This is a genomic window from Candidatus Thiodiazotropha sp. CDECU1, assembly GCF_963455295.1.
GTDB lineage: Bacteria > Pseudomonadota > Gammaproteobacteria > Chromatiales > Chromatiaceae > Thiodiazotropha.
Genome location: NZ_OY734020.1, coordinates 3,388,640 through 3,407,968 on the forward strand (window position 1 = coordinate 3,388,640; position 19,329 = coordinate 3,407,968).

A 19,329-nucleotide genomic window follows, 5' to 3' on the forward strand; every position below is an offset into this window, starting at 1 on the left:
CGGTTGCGAAACAGCGCGTTAGTATAAGTGATCTTCAGAGATCAGGATACCGATAGCCTTCTGCGACGTTCACGGCCCATACTCTGTGACAACAGCGATATCTCTACCCCAGAAACCGGTTTATATCGACATAGAAGGCCAAACTCATAATCGCCAATAGGATTAATAATCCGATTTTTTGGCCTTGTTCAAGGAAGCGATCCGATAGGGGCCCGCCCTTGATCCCTTCAATGAGGAAGAAAAACAGGTGCCCGCCATCCAGAACGGGTATCGGCAGCAGATTCAGCACACCCAGACTGATGCTCACCACCGCAAGAAATTTCAAAAAATAACTGAAGCCGTAACTGGCTGATTTTCCTGCAGAATCAGCAATAGATATCGGGCCGCTGAGATTTTTAACTGAAACCTCGCCGACAATCATCTTACCCAGCATACGCAACATCAGCAGGGATAGGTCCCAGGTCTTGTAGATGGATTGTCCGACTGCATCGATCGGCCCATATTTGACCACCGATCTGTAATCATCCATCAGATCATCGGGTACAGCCACACTTGCGCCGATTCGACCATAGCTCTCCCCATCGCCCTCAATCGACAACGGGGTGATGCGCATTGCGATATAATCGCCATTGCGATCGATCTCCAGTTCTAGGGCTTGGCCAGGTCGCTTACGCACATATTCGACCCAATCACTCCAATCCATCACTTCGATACCGTCAACAGTGACGATACGATCCCCCGGTTTCAGGCCGGCCAAGTCAGCGGGCTCTCCATCCAGCACCGCATCGATAACAGGTGGCAGGGTGGGTCGATCGGGGGAGAGACCGAGATTCTGCAACAACATGCCATCCTCAGCCAACTCGGAGAGGCCCAGTCCAGGGAGTTGATGGATATGCTCCACTCCCGTCTGACCACGCACCCGGATATGGAGATTGGTGCTGTCGAGGGATTCTGACAGCATCGCATAGACCACACTCTCCCAGGTCGGGGTGGACTGGTCGGCTACCGCGAGTATCTCATCGCCTTGGGCGAATCCCGCCTGTTCCGCGATAGAGCCGCTCTCCACCTCACCCACTAGCGGTTTGAGACCGGTATCACCGGTGACGAAGATCAGCCAGAAGGCAAAGATGGCAAACAGGAAATTGAACAGTGGACCCGCAACAACGATGGCGCTGCGAACGCCCAAAGACTGGCGATTGAATGCGCGGTGCTGTTCCTCCGGTTCTACCGGCGCTTCGCGTTCATCCAGCATCTTTACGTAACCACCCAGGGGTATGGCGGCAATCACATATTCGGTGCCATCTGCATCAGCAGTGCGTCGCCACAGGGCTCGGCCGAAGCCAATCGAGAAACGTAACACCTTGACGCCCAGTTTACGCGCGACCCAGAAATGACCGAACTCATGCACCGCAATTAGAATTGCCAGGGCGACGATGAATGAAACTATTGTGAAAAGTAGTGAGTCCATTGGAATTTTATAGTGTTAACGTGCCCTAACCCATACCGCTGCTTAAGACCCTATTTTGCACGACTTGTTCCGCAATGGCCCGTCCCTCCCTATCGATTGAGAGCAGGCTGTCGAGATCTTCGACCTTTTCCACCGCCAACCGTTGTAAGGTCTCATCCACCACCCAGGCGATTTCGGTGAAGGCAAGTCGCTCTGACAAGAACGCCTCCACGGCCACCTCATTCGCTGCATTCAGGATAACACTTGCCGTGCCACCCGCCTGAATCGCCTGATAGGCAAGTTTTAGGCAGGGGTATCGCTGCAGATCAGGTTGATCGAAGTCGAGCCGGGCGACCTGGAAAAGATCGAGGCTCGCGACGCCGGAATCGATTCGCTGGGGCCAGGCCAGGGCGTGGGCAATCGGTGTGCGCATATCCGGATTGCCGAGCTGAGCCAGCACCGAGCCATCCACATACTCCACCATGGAGTGGATAATGCTTTGCGGATGCAGTACCACCTCGATCTCTTCAGCCTTGGCCTCGAACAGCCAGTGTGCCTCGATGACCTCCAAACCCTTGTTCATCATAGTTGCGGAATCGACTGAGATTTTCCGTCCCATGTCCCAGTTCGGATGGGCGCATGCCTGTGCCGGTGTGACATCCGCCAACTGCGCAAGTGGCGTGGTGCGAAAAGGCCCGCCTGAGGCAGTCAACAGGATGCGTTTTACCCCACCTCTGGTCAAACCTTCGCCACCGCTGGGTGGCAGGCATTGAAAAACGGCATTATGTTCGCTGTCGATAGGCAGGATCTCAGCAGCATGGGCAGCCACTTCGGCCATAAACAGACTGCCCGCGACCACCAGTGCCTCTTTATTTGCCAATAGCAAGCGCTTTCCGGCCCGAACTGCCGCCAGCGCGGGTAACAGTCCGGCCGCACCTACGATAGCCGCCATCACTATTTCAGCATCGGGAATGGCGGCTGCGATCTCCAGCCCTCTCAAGCCGGATAAGACCTCTGTTGCCACTCCTCTCTGGTTCAGTCCTTTCGCCAGCAGATTCGCGGCATCCGGATCCGCCATCACCGCGATAGTTGGCTTGAAGCGTTCACACTGAACCAGCATGGTCTCCACATCCCGGTTCGCAGTCAGGGCGATGACACGGTATTTGTCAGGATGCCTCGCCACCACATCCAGGGTGCTTACACCGATTGAGCCGGTGGATCCAAGTACGGTAAGACCCTTCATTGCGCTTCTCCCAGCAGGATCAAACCAAACAGAAAAACCGGTGCGGCTGCGGTAAGGCTGTCGATTCGATCCAGCATACCGCCATGTCCGGGTAGCAGTTGCCCACTATCCTTGACACCCCGTTGGCGTTTAATCAGGCTTTCAAACAGATCTCCAACAACAGATGCGAGCACGGTGGCCAGACAGAGCATGACAATCAATAGGGTTTGAGTTACATCACTACCCAACCAAATGCCCAGACCAATGGCGCAAAGCAAGGCGCAGGCCATGGCGCCATACACACCCTCGCGGGTCTTTCCCGGACTCACTTGAGGAGCAAGTTTGTGCTTTCCCCAACGATGTCCCGCAAAATAGGCGCCGATATCCGCACTCCAGATCAGGATCAGCACAAACAGCAGGAGCCCGGGACCGGTGGTTGGAATCCGATGTATCGAGACCAGTGCAAGCCAGGCAGGCAGGAGCACGATAAAACCCTCGACCGCCCGAAGTGGCACGCTGTCAGATTGTGGCTGGTCGGCACGATAGCGAACCAGGCGTAGAAGTGCGAGTAACCACCAGGCCACAGAGAGCAGCATAATCCCTGGCACCCAGCCGGGCGGTACTAGATAGTAGAGCGCTAGCAGGCAGATCAATAATGAAAATGAGTAGCCAATCTGCAGCAAGGTGGCTTCAATACCACTCAGCCTGACCCACTCCATACTGCCGACTGTGATCACTAAAGCGGCAATCAATGCCAGGTAACCATTAGGCAGCAACAATACCGCCGCGACAACCAAAGGTGCCAGGATGAGGGCAGTGATGACGCGCTGTTTCAACATAGATGAGTATTGGACATCTTACCCTTCAGCGGCTTGCAGGCTGCATGCCGTCTCTTTTGCCCTGTATGGATACGACCGCTATCATTGCATCTATGCCTCATATCGTCAGCCTTATGAGGCCTCTGCGGTCTGATCCCGTACCTGCTCATCGGTGCGGCCAAAGCGTCGTTGTCGACGTGAAAAGTCATGCAACGCATCTTCCAGGGCCTTGCGGTTGAAATCCGGCCAAAGCAGGTCGGTAAAGTAGAGTTCAGTATAGGCACACTGCCACAAAAGAAAGTTGCTGATCCGTTGCTCACCACCAGTGCGGATAAACAGGTCCGGTTCAGGTACACCGGTGAAGCAGAGGTTCTGGGATAGTAGCTCCTCATCAATCTGATCTGGTGATAATTCACCTTGCTGCACCCGTTCAGCCAGGTGTTTTGCGGCCTGTGTAATGTCCCAACGTCCACCGTAGTTGGCAGCCACTTGTAACAACAAACCCTGATTGGATGCGGTGCGGTTTTCAGCCTCGGCAATCTGTTCCCGGAGATTGCCGGGGAAGGCGCTGCAATCACCGATCACCTTGAGTTTGACATGGTTGCGGTCCAGGCGCCGAACCTCTTTCTTCAGCGACCTTAAAAACAGGTCCATGATGAGATTGACTTCCTTTTGAGGCCGTTGCCAGTTCTCACTACTGAACGCAAACAGAGTCAATACTTGAATCTGTCGTTCGACACAGACCTCGACCACCCCGCGAACGGCCTCCACACCTGCCGGATGACCGGCATAACGGGGAAGACCACGCTTTTTCGCCCAACGACCGTTACCGTCCATGATGATCGCGATATGCTTCGGCAATCGATTTTCGACAGGTACGGACTCCTTTGTCTTGCCGTTAGTCATTTAGTCCTCAATAGAGCGTTGCAACCGGCGTGATGCTGTATACGGCCACAGATTAGATTTCCATGAGGTCCTTCTCTTTCTCTGCCAACAGTTCGTCAACCTGTTTAATATGCTGGTCAGTCAGGTCCTGGATGACATCCTGACCACGATGCTCGTCATCTTCGGAAATCATCTTCTCCTTAACCAGGTCCTTGAGATCATGATTGGCATCACGCCGGATATTCCGTACCGCGACTTTAGCCCCCTCCGCCTCATGCCGTACAACCCGAATCAGGTCTTTGCGCCGCTCTTCAGTCAGCGGTGGCATGGGAACGCGGATGACGGTACCGGCGCTCATGGGATTGAGACCCAGATCGGAAGTAAGAATCGCCTTCTCGACCACTGCCACCATGGGCTTTTCCCAAGGGACCACGGTCAATGTACGCGCATCCTCCACATTGATATTGGCGACCTGGCTGATTGGCACCTCCGAGCCGTAGTAGTCAACCCGAATGTGATCCAACAGACTGGGATGAGCCCTACCGGTACGCACTTTGGCCAATTCATGCACCAGTGACTCAACACTCTTGCCCATACGGGTTTTAGCATCTTTCTTAATGTCGTCTATCATGTCAGCCACCCTTTACCACTAGTGAACCAATCTCCTCGCCCTGCATCAAGCGCATAAGGGCTCCGGGATCATTGATATTCATGATGCGTAGCGGCATCTCATTGTCCCGGCAGAGCACGATCGCGGTTGCATCCATCACCTGCAGGTTTTCCGCTAATGCACGATCATAAGTCAATTGGGGATAAAACTCAGCTTGTGAATCCTTTACCGGATCAGCCGAATAGACGCCATTGACCTTTGTCGCTTTGATCATCAAATCGGCTTGAATCTCCACCGCGCGGAGACTGGCAGCCGAATCGGTGGTGAAATAGGGGTTGCCGGTACCAGCGGAGAGGATAGCCACCTTACCGTCTTGCAGCGCGTGTCGCGCATCCCTGGCAGTGAAGGTCTCACAGACATCGGGCATCTGTAGCGCCGAAAATACCACAGCATCGACACCGATCCGTGACAGCGCATCCTGCATCGCCAGCGAATTCATGACCGTTGCCAACATGCCAATGTGATCACCTCGCACCCTGTCAAAGCCACCCTGGGCCAGACCCGCGCCGCGAAAAATATTTCCGCCACCGATCACCAATCCTATCTGAATGCCTGCATTCACCAGATCCTTGATCTCATCGGCAACCCGCCGCATGACAGCCGGGTCAATACCGAAATCCCCTCCTCCCATGAGGGCTTCACCACTGAGTTTAAGTAGAATGCGTTGGCAAATCAGATCAGTCATCTATTATCCAGGTTACATTTTCGCCTGTGCCATAACCTCTTCAGCAAAGTTTTCCTGCTTCTTCTCGATGCCTTCACCAACCTCGAAGCGGGCATATTGAACGATTGTGGCAGCCTTGCTCTTCAGCAGTTTTTCCACCGTGGTGTCCGGATCTTTGACAAAGGCCTGACCAAGCAAAGTGTTCTCAGCCAGGTACTTGCGCATCCGGCCATCCACCATTTTGGCAACGATCTCATCCGGCTTGCCACTCTCCTTTGCCTGAGCGGTGACGATTTCACGCTCCTTGTCGAGCAGATCCTTGGGCATCTGATCCGCAGAGAGACAGATCGGATTGGTGGCTGCAATGTGCATTGCCAGATCCTTGCCCAGATCCTCGTCTCCTCCGTCGAGTTCCACCACGACACCTATGCGTGCTCCATGTTGATAGCTCGACAGCTTACCGCTGCTGGCTTGGATACGGGAGAATCGACGCACATTCATATTCTCTCCGAGCTTCGATACCAGCGCTTCTCGGGCTTGGTCGACAGTAGTCTCCTCGCCCTCGTGCAGTGGTAACTCCATCAGTGCGGTGACATCATCCACTGCACCCACCAATACCCGCTCGGCAACCGCCTTTGCGAAAGAGGTGAAATTGTCATCTTTTGCGACAAAATCGGTTTCGCTGTTAACCTCAACCATCGCAGCTTGACCGCAATCTTCGCTGAAGCTGATGACAATCACACCTTCAGCGGCGATGCGCCCAGCCTTTTTGGCCGCTTTGGCCTGGCCGGACTTGCGCATCTGCTCAATGGCGGCGTCAATGTCGCCATTGGTCTCAACCAGTGCCTTTTTACATTCCATCATGCCTGCGCCTGTACGCTCGCGCAGCTCCTTAACCAGAGAGGCTGTAATCGCCATAGTCTGTCTACCTTAAATTATAAGCTTAAAAAATTCTTACTTGCGGATAGCGGCATATTTGGTCAACAACCGCTAAATCGTTTCGTAATCAATGCTTCAGGAACCGCTTTCCGATACCTCAACGAACTCTTCGGTACCGTTGCCGCCAGCCATGGTTGCGGCACTCGCACGGCCCTCGAGAATGGCTGCAGAAGCCCCCTGTACATAGAGCTGAATGGCACGAATCGCATCATCGTTGCCTGGAATCACATAGTCGATACCATCTGGATCGTTGTTGGTATCAACCACGCCAATCACGGGGATACCCAGTTTGCGAGCCTCGGCAACAGCATTCTTCTCATGCCCCACATCGACGATGAAAAGTGCGTCAGGTAGGCCGTTCATGTTCTTTATTCCACCCAAGCTCCGCTCCAGCTTTTCCAGCTCCCGGCTCAGGCCCAGCGCTTCCTTCTTGTTGAAGCGTTGCTCCACACTGCCGTCTTCAAACATCGCCTCCAGCTCTTTCAGGCGTTTGATGGACTGCTTGATGGTTTTGAAGTTGGTCAGCATGCCGCCCAACCAACGATGGTTAACAAATGGCATGCCGCAACGATCAGCCTCTTCGCGCATCACATTCTGTGCCGCACGCTTGGTACCTACAAAGAGAACTTTACCGCCGTTAGCGGAGAGGGAACCGACGAAATTCATCGCATCCTTGAACAGAGGCATGGTCTTTTCAAGATTGACGATATGAATCTTATTGCGATGACCAAAGATGTAAGAACCCATTTTTGGGTTCCAATAACGGGTCTGATGCCCGAAATGCACGCCAGCCTCAAGCATTTGGCGCATTGATACTTCACTCATGAGTGACTCCTGATTGTATCGGGTTATACCTCCACATATCCCATGGTCCAACCATAAGACACTGATTTATAAGTAATTACTACTTATAATCGCGACATCCCGTGGCACCCAGGCCCATGTGTCGATATGTGTGTGTGGTTTGCCGCTGTCAATACCTTAATTAAGCAGCGGATTTAGTCTGCCGAAGCGTTTGCGATTCGGCGGGGCGTTTTATACCATAACCTGCTTGTTGCGACAAACACGCCGCACCCCCCTAGCCCCTATATTTCCCCGGATTCTTAAACATTTTCAAATGGGTATCACAATAAAAACCACCGAAGAGACTGCTAAGATGCGCGTTGCCGGAAAACTGGCAGCGGAGGTCTTAGAAATGATCGCCCCCCATGTCCAGCCCGGCGTAACCACCCTGGAACTGGATCGAATCTGTCACGATTACATCGTCAATGAGCAGGATGCCATCCCCGCACCGCTCAATTACCGGGGTTTTCCCAGATCGATCTGTACCTCGGTAAATCAGGTGGTCTGTCACGGCATACCCGGAGAAAAGAGACTTAAAAAGGGCGATATCGTCAATATAGACATCACCGTCATAAAAGATGGATTTCATGGGGATACCAGTAAAATGTTCTGTATCGGTCAACCGTCAGTGTTGGCCAAACGGTTGATTGAGGTAACACAGCAGGCGCTTTGGATCGGGATTAATCAAGTCAAACCCGGACGCCGCCTTGGAGATATCGGTCATGCCATTCAGACCCATGTGGAGAGTTACAATTACTCCATTGTGCGTGAATATTGCGGGCATGGCATCGGGCGGGAATTTCATGAGGATCCCCAAGTTCTCCACTATGGGCAACCCGGTACGGGTATTGAACTACAACCGGGGATGTGCTTTACCATTGAACCTATGGTGAATGCAGGCAAACAACAGGTGAAACTTAAACCTGATGGTTGGACAGTGGTAACCAAGGATCGCAGTCTCTCGGCACAATTTGAACACACCATACTGGTAAAGGATAATGGATTTGAAGTACTCACCTTACGGGATGAAGAGCACGGCAAAGTCCCATAGCTGGGATTGAGCTGGTTATATAATGATAGATTTTTCGGCTCTGAATCAGGCGTTCGCAGAGGATGGCTCCCCCATTCAACCCTGCAAGGTCATTCTGAAACACTATACGGAAGGCGCTAAGCAACGCTTCTCCACCGGCCAAACCCCCATCAGCAAGCTAGTTGCGGAACGCGCCCTAATGATCGATGAGATCCTGATACGCGCTTGGAATCGCTATCTGGATACCTCTATCGATGCCTGCCTAGTGGCCGTTGGAGGCTATGGTCGCGGTGAGTTACACCCAGCTTCGGACATTGATCTGCTGATCCTACTCGACCACGAAGATCAGTTTGAATCTTTCAAGGACTCCCTGACAGAGTTTCTTACCCTGCTTTGGGACATTGGCCTTGATGTCGGCCATAGCGTTCGCACAATCGACGACTGTGTGCGGGAGGGCGATCAGGATATCACCGTAATGACCAACCTGATCGAATCCCGAAGTCTTGTGGGTTCGACCCAACTATTCACTGCAATGTTGGAGGCTACCGGGCCTGAGCGGATGTGGAACAGCCACGATTTCTTCGAGGCGAAATGGAATGAGCAACGTATTCGCCACGCAAAACAGGACGACACTATCAGCAATCTGGAGCCCAACATCAAAGAGAGTCCCGGCGGATTGAGGGACATCCATATGATAGGTTGGGTGGCCAAACGCCATTTCAAAATCGACAACCTGCACGATTTGGTTGAACATGCCTTTCTCACGGAAGCTGAATACCATACTTTGATCGAGGGTCAGGAGCATCTGTGGCGGGTTCGATTCGCACTTCATCTGCTAACCGGTCGTCACGATGATCGTTTGCTTTTCGACCACCAACGCACACTCGCATCATATCTGGGCTATGACGCAGATCACGCCAACATGGCAGTTGAGTTTTTTATGCGTGATTACTATCGCACAGTGATGGAGTTGAGCCGACTGAATGAAATGTTACTACAACATTTTCAGGAGGATATACTTTTCAAGAATGAGTTGGGAGACCCGATTGAAATAAACAAACGTTTTCAAAAACGCGGCTACTTTCTAGAAGTCACTCATAAAAATATATTTAAGAATTACCCTACTGCACTATTGGAACTTTTTCTGGTTATGCAGGAAAACCCTGAATTGAGGGGAGTCAGAGCCAGTACTATTCGTTTAATACGCAATCATACCTATTTAATAGACGAAAAGTTCCGCCAGGACATACGTGCTAAAAGCCTGTTTATGGAGATATTGCGTCAACCGGTTGGTATCACCAGTGCTCTGCGACGCATGAATATCTATGGTGTACTAGCTGTCTACATTCCTATCTTCGAAAATATAGTCGGTCGTATGCAATACGATCTTTTTCACGTCTATACCGTGGATGAGCACACACTCATGGTAGTGAGAAACCTACGCCGCTTGACAACAAAAAAGTATGCAGATGAACACCCTGTCTGCACACAGCTGATGAATACCCTACCAAAGGAAGAGATAATTTATCTCGCTGCACTATTTCACGATATTGCCAAGGGGCGAGGCGGCAATCACTCAGAACTTGGCGCCATAGACGCTTACGATTTTTGTCGATTACATCAATTAAGTGAATATGACAGCCACTTGGTAGCTTGGCTTGTGCGGCATCACTTGGTTATGTCGATGACTGCGCAACGCAAGGACATCACCGATCCCGAAGTTGTACAGAGTTTTGCTTCACTAGTCGGCGACATCAATCGATTAACCTATCTCTACCTGCTTACATTTGCCGATAGCAGAGCAACAAACCCTGCAGCTTGGAACTCTTGGAAAGACTCACTATTGCGGGATCTGTTCAATGCAACGCGACGTGCGCTTTTAAGGGGACTCGATAATCCACTTGCACAGGATGATTTGATACGGGAAAAGCAAACCGCAGCTCTACATCAACTTTTGCAGCAAAACATCTCTAGCGAAGATATCAGTAATCTATGGACGACTTTCACCAAGGAGTACTTTCTTACACATTCGCCAAATGCGATAAAACGTCACACTAAAGCAATAATAGAAACACCAAATAGTGATTTACCACTGATACAGATGCGTCAGACAGAAAAGCGTGGCGGTAGTGAAGTACTCATTTACTGCTTGGATAGAGACAATCTTTTTGCAGTCACGACCACTATGCTCGATCAACTCGCACTGTCTATTGTCAATGCCAGGGTAATGAGTACCACTGATGGGTTTTCTTTAAATTCATACTTGGTGCTTGAGCAGGATGGCAGCCCTGTTGAAATCGGGCGCCGCAGCGATGAGATAATCACAACCCTCTCTGATGGCCTTTCCCTGGAAGGCACCCAACCTTTCAAGGTGAGTCGGCGTATTCCTAGAAAAAATAAACATTTCGACAATAAAACCTCTATCTACTTTACACAGGAACCAAAACTGAAAAGAACAGCCATGCGCTTGGTAACAATGGATCGTCCTGGACTTTTATCCAATGTTGGACGGGCATTCGCAGAATGCAAAATCAGACTGAAGCATTCAAAAATAACCACTCTCGGCGCACAGGTGGAAGATATATTTTTTATTACGGATAGAGATGACAGGCCAATATTGGATGAAGATAGACTGAATTGTCTCAGAAGCACTGTTACACAAAAAATGACAGAGTGAAGAATCAGAAGTTAACTCTATAATCTGTTTACAGTTTTTTCTTGTCATACTAAACGGCTTGAGTTTAAGCAATAAGATATTAACATATTAAGTAGAGGGTCCTGATTAGATGCTTAGCTTATCGTTATATTCTTATTTTATGATAATGCTTCGCAGCTCTTTACTGTATATATTTTGTACAGTGTGGTGGTAATCTTTCACTAAACAGGATTTATTCACTAAACCTGGAACAACTTATGTGATATCAATGTCTCTATAGATTCATTGGAGAGTCTTATGTATCACAAACATACTTTATCAATCATCATTTTTATTGTTTTTTTTGCACTTCAGGGATGCGGTGGAGGTGGTGGTGGTAGCAATGTTAGCAGTGATACTCAGACTCCTGGTACGTATACCGCATACACGGACCTGATCTGGATTCCTCCCAAGACCAGGGAAGATGGTAGCTATCTGATCTCATCCAATATTGCCGGTTATAAGGTTTACTACGGTACTGATAGTGACAATTTAAAAATGTTAGTTGATTTACAGGAAGCCGGTATTGATGAGTATCGGATTGGAGTTCCCTCTTCCGGAAGCTATTTTTTTGCTATCTCTGTTTACGATACAGAAGGGGTTGAAGGAGAGTTATCCAATATTGTACTTAAAGATGCTATCCCTTTTTGATGAAATACAGTCGAGTACCTTAAGTTTATTTTTTTAAACTTTTTATCCATTGTTTACTTTCAAATAGCCAGGGTTTTATATCGCTCAATCTTAGAACCTCATAAAACATATTTTTTCCAAATGGATTTAGTATATTTATTATCACCTTCCATTTAGGACCATAGTCCTTTGGAAGGTTGAGTTGATTACCGCTCTTGAAGAGCAGCATTAACATTAGGTCTATATCGCCCCACAGCCAGCGTGTTTTTATGCCAACTTTATACGTTTGAGCATTTGATATTTCTATATTCTTCGCAATACTGACTAGATGATCAGGAAAATCAACACCTGCATCTATAGCAAGTTGTAAAGAACCCCAGAATCTTCCATTGATTTCCATGAAGTATGGTATACCCCTATTCTCATCATTTTTATATTCTACCATTGCCACACCATGCCAATTTAAATGACTTAACAGTAATTGGCTGTGCTTGTCTATCAGTGGGTCAATTTCTACACTCTCTCTTAGTACACTCACACCGCCAGATGGTGGTTTTTCTCGAATTCTCTTATGTGCAAATTTAGCAATGCACTTACCGTGTTTGTAACAATAAAATGCACCAACACCATTGCCAAGCACTCTCTCTTGTAAAATTATTGGATAAATTTCTTGATGCGTGTTTTTTAGAATTGTAGATAATTCTTCTCCTGTCTTTGCATAAGTAACACTGGTGAAATGCCATTTACCATCAATCATAACTCTTGATCGGGAGGGTTTAATAACAATTGGATAAGTAATATCAGCGTAGTCAATTGAGATATCATTTTTTGATTCAATTATTTGAGAATTAGGTACATTTACACCTAATTCTTCAGCCACTTTTATAAGTTTACTTTTATTAGCGGCCAGACTGACAGTCTCATCACTTGCTATAGGTGTGATGCAGTTTAACTCATTGTCCTTAAATAATTTTGAAATTGGAAAAACACAAACATCAGTTACTGGAATGATAAGATCTATTTTGAACTCATTGACAATTTTTTTTATTGATGAGCAAAATTCATTGAAATTGTTTACAGGGTCTGGATAAACAATAGATTGCGAACAATATTTTGAATTGGATGCCAGTGATGTCTCCGCACTATCAGCTACAAAAACCTTGTACCCTTTAGAACCTAATGACCTTGTAACTGCAAGCGCCGCTCTGCTATTTCCATCTGTAACTAAAATATTTTTAATTATATTCATTGATCTTTATTTTAAATTTAATTATTTTAGTCACGAATATTTATCTAGCTATGTAATTATATATTATTTTATGAATGCTGAGAATTATATATGAGATTATTTATACTTTTTCTATCCTCATTTTTTATATACATTTGAGTTGGCAAAGTAATAATTTGTTGTGATATCTGTTCTGCACCTGCAAATGTATTATTGTTAACGATATACTCTTGTATTTCTTTGAGCATATTTAATGACTTCGGATATGATACGGTCAATCCATATCTCTTACCGTTCACTATTAGCGTATTTCTTGTAATTGGATCTGAAATCATTAAGGGATATCGTAAATAAGCAGGTTTAGTTGTATTAAATTCATTAATCTTCGTTACTATCTTGTTTTCTTGTATATTTAATTTATACCATAAGCCATTATTTACTCTTATATCCATAATATCTTTCGACCTCTTTATCTGCTTCAATGCAAGAGGAGCTAATTTTGCAGGATATTTTTGAATTTCAATCTTCTCCTCATATCTGGTCTTTCCTAGGTTTAAAAAAGGAAGAGAGGCCGGCAACCAATAAAGAAAGGGGTTTAAAAAAGTATAATATATAAATACTTTTAGTGCAGTAATCAGACTATGTTTTGCAGATACATTAGTTAATAATTTGTATCTATTCTCAAGAATATCCGCCAGCTGACTGTTATTTGTGACAAGTACGCCACCATCAATTGAAGTAATGTTTTTTCCTTTATCGAAACTATATAGACCAGCTATACCAAAGGTTCCAACCTGCCTTCCAGCATAGCTGGCATCAAATGATTGCGCTGCGTCATCAACCAAATATATGTCGTTTGCATTTGCGATTTCTTCTAATTCATTCAGTTGATTGGGAATACCATATAAATTTGCTGTTATCATACATAACACATTGTCAAAAGGTAAATCATTCAACTGTTCTATGTTGTATGACAAAGTCTTTGGATCTACGTCACATAATCTGATTTTTAAACCCGCATTAATCACAGCGCTTGCTACTGAATAACATGTGTATGCAGGTATAACTACTTCGTATTTTGAATTATCTTGCTTGAGCTGTTTTAGAGAACTTAACAAAGTTGTCATTGCTCCCCTGCCGGTAGAGAACAGAAAACAATTATCAACTTTGTACTTACTTTTAATTTCTTTTTTTATCTCCTGACGTTTATCGATAGATAGTAAGTAACATACTAACCAGTATAATAATTCAGACGTATTGATGGGTGAACCACTTGGAGCAATATACTTGAACACAGTAAAGTCGCCTTATGGGATGTACTTAGATATTAGTGGCCCGATCAATTGAGTGATTTTTAACGGCAGTTTTCTCCATACCCTGATCGCCAGTTTGTATTTAGGATTTGAAGGGTTGAGATTTGGTAATTCGTCTGTTGTGTTGAGATAGAATTGCCAGTAAAGCTGTCGAACATCGGCATTCCATTTTTTCTTGAATGATTCACCCCCGGAATCAACGCTTGATCGTCCTAGATGATATTGTTTATAACCGCTGTCACAAGCATCTTTAATCATTTCCCAATATAGAACATAACTAGGTTGGTATTTTCTGAATTCATTGTTTATACCCAACCACATACCTTCTACCGTTCCCTTATAGTAGCCATTCAAAGCAGCCGCCACAGGGATTTCATCCTTATACGCAACAAATATTTTAATATCATTTTTGAAGTATTTAAATATTTGTTTAAAATATTCGATGGAATATATAGGAGTGCCCAAGTCTCTCCATGACATTGAAATGACCTTGTAGAATGCCGCTAAGAGCTCCTCACCCCCTTTCTTTACAGTTATCCCGTTTTTATATACCCTTCTTATGTTTGTTCTGTGTTTTGATTTGTAATTGTTCCATATATTTTCGCTTTCACTATCTAGATTTATTGTTAGAGATATTTTATTTGTTGATTCCTTTAAACTGTTTTCAGAAGGTTTCTGGCTCCTTATCTCAAGATATCTAGCATCTCTGTCATTTACCATTTGACAGGCAAATTGTATTAATTCTTTTTCAATTTCAATCGTATCTGTACAGCTTGATCCATAATTCACGAATGGCATTGAGCAAATTACATGACCGAATATCAGACTTTTTAACGATACAAACGGAAAAACACCTACTATTTCGTTATTTTTTTCCGCAACCAGATTAGAGACATCATGTTTAAAATACCTAGAATTTATTAATTGCCACTCAAATAATTGATAAAAATTCGCATGATTGTTCTCTTTTAAGTACGAATTCCATTTTTCTCGATTCGATTCATCTGCATTATATAATTTTATGGAGATGTTACTTTGGTTCATATAGCTGCCATTCATATGGATTTCTATTGATAATGAAATGATATCGATTCACATAATATATTTGGATATAATATACCTTATAAACATGTATTGATCCGATCTCACACAAAGACATGTGATATTTAAATCGATCGAAAACATTAAAATATATCTAAAATATTCCTAATATTGTTGCAAGAAACATAGGTTTACTATCTGCAATATCGTCATTAATATTGATTCTTTTAAGATTGTATTTATCTACACTGCTATCAACATGACCAAAGGTGGTACCAAAACCCAACTCATACCCAGTTTTTTTTGCGATTTCTCCAATCTCTTTATTATAATTTCCGTTCGGATAGGCTATATCTTTTACCTTAATTCTTAATTTATCTTCGATGATTGTCTTTGATTGCTTCAACTCTTCATATATCTCTTTACTGTCAAGTTGGGTCAATATTTTGTGGCTGCATGCATGCGATCCTATCTGAATGTTGTTTGAATTCAGTTCAACTAATTCTTCCCATGACATATGCTTATCAACTGATGAAACCTCATCTAAGCTGATCATTTGAGAGAAATCACTCATAATAGTGTCGATTTCCCTATACGATAGTGATTTAAGCGACCTGACATAATTCATGATGCTTGATTGCTTGTTTTTTTCATCTAATTTATCCATTCCGTATTTTTTCAGAGTTATTCGTGAGTCAACGGTATTGATTTCAGTTGATTTCCATATCAAGAACCCAAGCCTTTCCTGCCAAAATGTTGACGTTGATGAGATGTAATTTACGGGAACAAATATTAATGCAGGACAGTGATATTTTTGAAGTAATGGAAATGCATACTCATAGTTATCAGACCATCCATCATCAAAGGTAATTATGCATTTAGGTTCAGATATCTTAGCGTTATTATTTAAAATATCTGCAATCCCTTTAGTATCTTCTATTGTAAATAATTTTGTTACGATACTAAGGTGCATATCAAAATTGGCAGGATCTACCATAATAGCCTGGTGTGAAAAACTAAGATTTCTTTTTTTATAGGGTAGTACCCTGTGATACGTAATAATGACTATTTTATTTGATAATTTTGTTTTTATTAAATATTCAGTTATACCGGTATAGTATAAGATATAAGCAATAATCCTTTTAATAATACGAAACAGTTTTGAGACTATGTTTCTCATATGAAAGTATTTTTTATTTTTTCCTCAAAATCAATATATTTCCGAATGCTGGGCCCGGTATTTTTATATATTTAAACCAAATCTTGTTAAAGTAATGGATTACTTTTTTTAATACGCTTGATGATACCACCCAATACAATTCAGTGAATTGACCTGCTCTCCTTGATACCAGCTCAAGACCATGTTTTTCAAACTCTTTGACGTACCAATCTATATTTGCCTGTCTTGTCATTAAGCGACCATCACCTGTTTCTTCCCAGTTTTCTATACCTGCATCGACAATATTGACTACCGCTTTTTCGCGTCCTAGGATTTTTTTCAATAACCTGATTGCGATTGTCTGCAATGAATGCATATTACCTTCGCTTATCGCAAGTATGCCTCCTCTTTTAACAATTCTCGACAGTTCAGATATCGCTTTATCAACATCAGGAATGTGCATTAATACTCCCCAACATAAAACCTTGCTAAACGATTCGTCTTCTATTGTTAATTTGGTTAAATTTTCACACCTGAGTTCTATCTTGTCGTCATAGTCAGATCCAGCTAATCCCTTTCTAGCTAAATCAAGTGCGGACTCAGAAAGATCTGTTCCTACGACCTGATAGCCCCGGTCTACTAAATTTTTAGACTTTGCGCAGCTGCCACATCCAGCGTCCAATACTTGGTCACCGTCTATTTGCTCAAAAGAATCGCGTATGAAGTCAAAAGCCATGTTGTAAAATAACTCATTATCTGGCGTTCTGTAATTATCCACCCACTCGTCATGAATCGAATTTTGTTGTAATGTCTTTTCTGCATCATTTGAGTTTTGTGTAGTCACTGTTGTAGTCTCATCACTAAAGTTTTACAGAGTAATTTGAGGAAATCATATACTGTAAATATTTCTCCACAGTAAATAATTTACAGTCGTCCAGATTATTTCTGACATATCTGACTTTCCAGACATGTGATCTTTGTACCGATTTCGAACGTATGCCAGGTCTATATTTTCATCATTTTTTGTATCATATAAAACCTCTTTTACCATTTTACCAAATCCGCTACCATCTCTTATCCAGTCAGACAATGGCACACCAAAACCAGATTTTCTACGATAAATCAGTTCTTTTGGTAAATACTTCTCTGCAATGTTTTTTATGAGCATTTTTGTATTTGTCTTTTCTATTTTTACAGATGAGGGTATCGAGTTTGCAAACTCCACTAATCTGTAATCAATAAATGGTACCCTGGCTTCAACACTAGCACCCATGCTCATTTTATCCTGCCTGTTTAGAATTGATACTAGATATGTTAACTGGTCTTGTATCGAAACCATATCCATGGTCTTCTCATAGTTCATCATTGAAGAAGAAACATGTTTTCTATAATCAAGATTAATACTTTGATCATTCAACGCAATTTTTTCTACCGAGTCATATTTATTAACAGCAGAATTAAGCATTAATAATAACTCTTTATCAAAACTTGAATAGTCACTTAATTTTGTAAAGCGATGATCAGATATTACTTTTGATAATAATCTCAATATTGGTGACATCACCCATGATAACCTTCTGAACTTATTTATTAATTCAGGAATAAAATATCTTGGATAACCCAAAAAGAGTTCGTCTGCCCCCTCTCCAGTTAACACTACTGTCACGTGCTCCTTTGCCAATTCGCTCAGTGCTAATATGTGTACAGAATTTGAGAAATGAAGCGGTTCATCATTTAACGTTATGGATCTATTGAGTAAACCAGCAAAATCATCACTATTCAGTACAAGCTCATGGTGTTTTGTGCCATATTTGTCCGAAACTATCTTTGCGTATCTTGACTCATCATAGTTCTCTTCGTTAAAGCCAACAGAGAATGTATTCATATTGTTGCCGGCAATACCAGCAGCTATTGCAGTTACAAGACTGGAATCTATTCCACCACTGCAAAATGTACCAAGCGGTACTTCACTCATTAATCGAATGTTTATAGCATCCTTGAGCAAGGATTCAATGCCTTCCATAGCTGAGACTTTATCTAGAGATTTATCCTGCTTTATGGCCTGCAAATTCCAGTATTTTACAATATTAACTTGATTGTTTTTCACGACCATATAGTGGCCAGGAAGAAGCGAATGAATCTGGCTGAACATTGTATTTGGACCAGCAACACCTCTAAACATGAAATATTCATATATAGATTGAGTATTCAATTCACCTCTGATATCACCGTACTCCAGAATTGCCTTAATCTCTGAAGCAAAGTAAAAACCACTTTCTATATGGCTGTAATAGATAGGCTTGATACCCATCCTATCTCTTGCCAGGAACAATGATTTATCAATTTCATTATAAATAGCAAAAGCAAACATACCATTTAAATACTTCAAACAGTCAAATCCATACTCAATGTAAAGGTATATAATTACCTCAGTATCTGATTCGGTATTGAACGAATATCCTTTTTTTACCAAATCTTTTTTTAGCTCTAAGTAATTGTAGATTTCTCCGTTGAATACTATCCAATATTTATTACTACTATCCGTCATTGGTTGGTGGCCAGTGGAAAGTCCTATAATACTTAGCCTTCTATGAGCAATGCCAAGTGATCCTGAGACATATTGACCACTGTCATCCGGCCCTCTATAAGAAAATATATCTGTCATTGCTTGCAGCTTTGACTTGTCGACACTCTTAGATGAGTCTGCATATAGTACACCGGCTATTCCACACATCTTTTATTATT

General features: G+C 44.1%; 17 protein-coding genes. 3 read left to right on the top strand and 14 right to left on the bottom strand.

Translation table 11 applies throughout. The features are described from left to right. Nucleotides 1-103: 103 nt before the first annotated feature. The 8 genes from rseP to rpsB form a co-directional block, all read right to left on the bottom strand. Nucleotides 104-1,468: a sigma E protease regulator RseP gene (rseP, locus tag R2K28_RS15390; protein WP_316365750.1), complete on the bottom strand. Its 1,365-nt coding sequence runs from the start codon at nt 1,466-1,468 to the stop codon at nt 104-106. A 25-nt stretch (nt 1,469-1,493) separates the two neighbouring features. After that, nucleotides 1,494-2,690 (bottom strand): 1-deoxy-D-xylulose-5-phosphate reductoisomerase, encoded by a 1,197-nt coding sequence (ispC, locus tag R2K28_RS15395; protein WP_316365752.1) that lies wholly within the window; start codon nt 2,688-2,690, stop codon nt 1,494-1,496. Then, a complete protein-coding gene (locus R2K28_RS15400; protein ID WP_316365755.1) occupies nt 2,687-3,508 on the bottom strand; it encodes a phosphatidate cytidylyltransferase in 822 nt (273 codons plus the stop codon). The genes ispC and R2K28_RS15400 overlap by 4 nt, the downstream gene beginning before the upstream one ends. Nucleotides 3,509-3,619: 111 nt before the next feature. Continuing rightward, nucleotides 3,620-4,393 (bottom strand): isoprenyl transferase, encoded by a 774-nt coding sequence (locus R2K28_RS15405; protein ID WP_316365757.1) that lies wholly within the window; start codon nt 4,391-4,393, stop codon nt 3,620-3,622. A 52-nt stretch (nt 4,394-4,445) separates the two neighbouring features. Next, nucleotides 4,446-5,003 carry a ribosome recycling factor gene (gene frr / locus R2K28_RS15410; protein ID WP_316365758.1) on the bottom strand — a complete coding sequence of 186 codons (558 nt, stop codon included), beginning with the start codon at nt 5,001-5,003 and terminating at the stop codon, nt 4,446-4,448. A gap of 1 nt (nt 5,004) precedes the next feature. Further along, a complete protein-coding gene (gene pyrH / locus R2K28_RS15415; protein ID WP_316365759.1) occupies nt 5,005-5,727 on the bottom strand; it encodes a UMP kinase in 723 nt (240 codons plus the stop codon). A 12-nt stretch (nt 5,728-5,739) separates the two neighbouring features. After that, nucleotides 5,740-6,624 carry a translation elongation factor Ts gene (gene tsf, locus R2K28_RS15420; protein WP_316365761.1) on the bottom strand — a complete coding sequence of 295 codons (885 nt, stop codon included), beginning with the start codon at nt 6,622-6,624 and terminating at the stop codon, nt 5,740-5,742. Between the two features lie 96 nt (nt 6,625-6,720). Beyond that, nucleotides 6,721-7,455: a 30S ribosomal protein S2 gene (gene rpsB, locus R2K28_RS15425; RefSeq protein ID WP_316369758.1), complete on the bottom strand. Its 735-nt coding sequence runs from the start codon at nt 7,453-7,455 to the stop codon at nt 6,721-6,723. A 307-nt stretch (nt 7,456-7,762) separates the two neighbouring features. On the opposite strand from rpsB, the gene map reads away from it, so the two are divergent. The 3 genes from map (at nt 7,763) to R2K28_RS15440 (ending at nt 11,864) form a co-directional block, all read left to right on the top strand. After that, entirely contained in the window at nt 7,763-8,539 is a 777-nt protein-coding gene (map, locus tag R2K28_RS15430; RefSeq protein WP_316365763.1) for a type I methionyl aminopeptidase, read from the top strand. A 22-nt stretch (nt 8,540-8,561) separates the two neighbouring features. Continuing rightward, the gene (gene glnD, locus R2K28_RS15435; protein WP_316365765.1) at nt 8,562-11,195 is read left to right on the top strand and encodes a [protein-PII] uridylyltransferase; all 2,634 of its coding nucleotides are present in this window, start codon (nt 8,562-8,564) and stop codon (nt 11,193-11,195) included. A 276-nt stretch (nt 11,196-11,471) separates the two neighbouring features. Then, nucleotides 11,472-11,864 (top strand): hypothetical protein, encoded by a 393-nt coding sequence (locus R2K28_RS15440; protein WP_316365767.1) that lies wholly within the window; start codon nt 11,472-11,474, stop codon nt 11,862-11,864. A gap of 25 nt (nt 11,865-11,889) precedes the next feature. Here the strand turns inward: R2K28_RS15440 and R2K28_RS15445 are convergent, their stop codons facing one another. From R2K28_RS15445 to asnB, 6 genes are all read right to left on the bottom strand, one after another. After that, nucleotides 11,890-13,092 (bottom strand): carboxylate--amine ligase, encoded by a 1,203-nt coding sequence (locus tag R2K28_RS15445; RefSeq protein WP_316365770.1) that lies wholly within the window; start codon nt 13,090-13,092, stop codon nt 11,890-11,892. Nucleotides 13,093-13,160: 68 nt separating this feature from the next. Further along, nucleotides 13,161-14,366, bottom strand: a complete 1,206-nt coding sequence (locus R2K28_RS15450) for a DegT/DnrJ/EryC1/StrS family aminotransferase (protein ID WP_316365772.1) — start codon at nt 14,364-14,366, stop codon at nt 13,161-13,163. Between the two features lie 12 nt (nt 14,367-14,378). Continuing rightward, on the bottom strand, nt 14,379-15,443 hold the full coding sequence (locus R2K28_RS15455; RefSeq protein ID WP_316365775.1) for a FemAB family XrtA/PEP-CTERM system-associated protein: 1,065 nt from the start codon (nt 15,441-15,443) through the stop codon (nt 14,379-14,381). 136 nt (nt 15,444-15,579) lie between these two features. Next, nucleotides 15,580-16,422: a polysaccharide deacetylase family protein gene (locus tag R2K28_RS15460; protein ID WP_316365776.1), complete on the bottom strand. Its 843-nt coding sequence runs from the start codon at nt 16,420-16,422 to the stop codon at nt 15,580-15,582. 196 nt (nt 16,423-16,618) lie between these two features. After that, a complete protein-coding gene (locus R2K28_RS15465; protein ID WP_316365779.1) occupies nt 16,619-17,428 on the bottom strand; it encodes a class I SAM-dependent methyltransferase in 810 nt (269 codons plus the stop codon). A 45-nt stretch (nt 17,429-17,473) separates the two neighbouring features. Continuing rightward, on the bottom strand, nt 17,474-19,318 hold the full coding sequence (gene asnB / locus R2K28_RS15470) for an asparagine synthase (glutamine-hydrolyzing) (protein ID WP_316365781.1): 1,845 nt from the start codon (nt 19,316-19,318) through the stop codon (nt 17,474-17,476). Between the last annotated feature and the right edge of the window lie 11 nt (nt 19,319-19,329).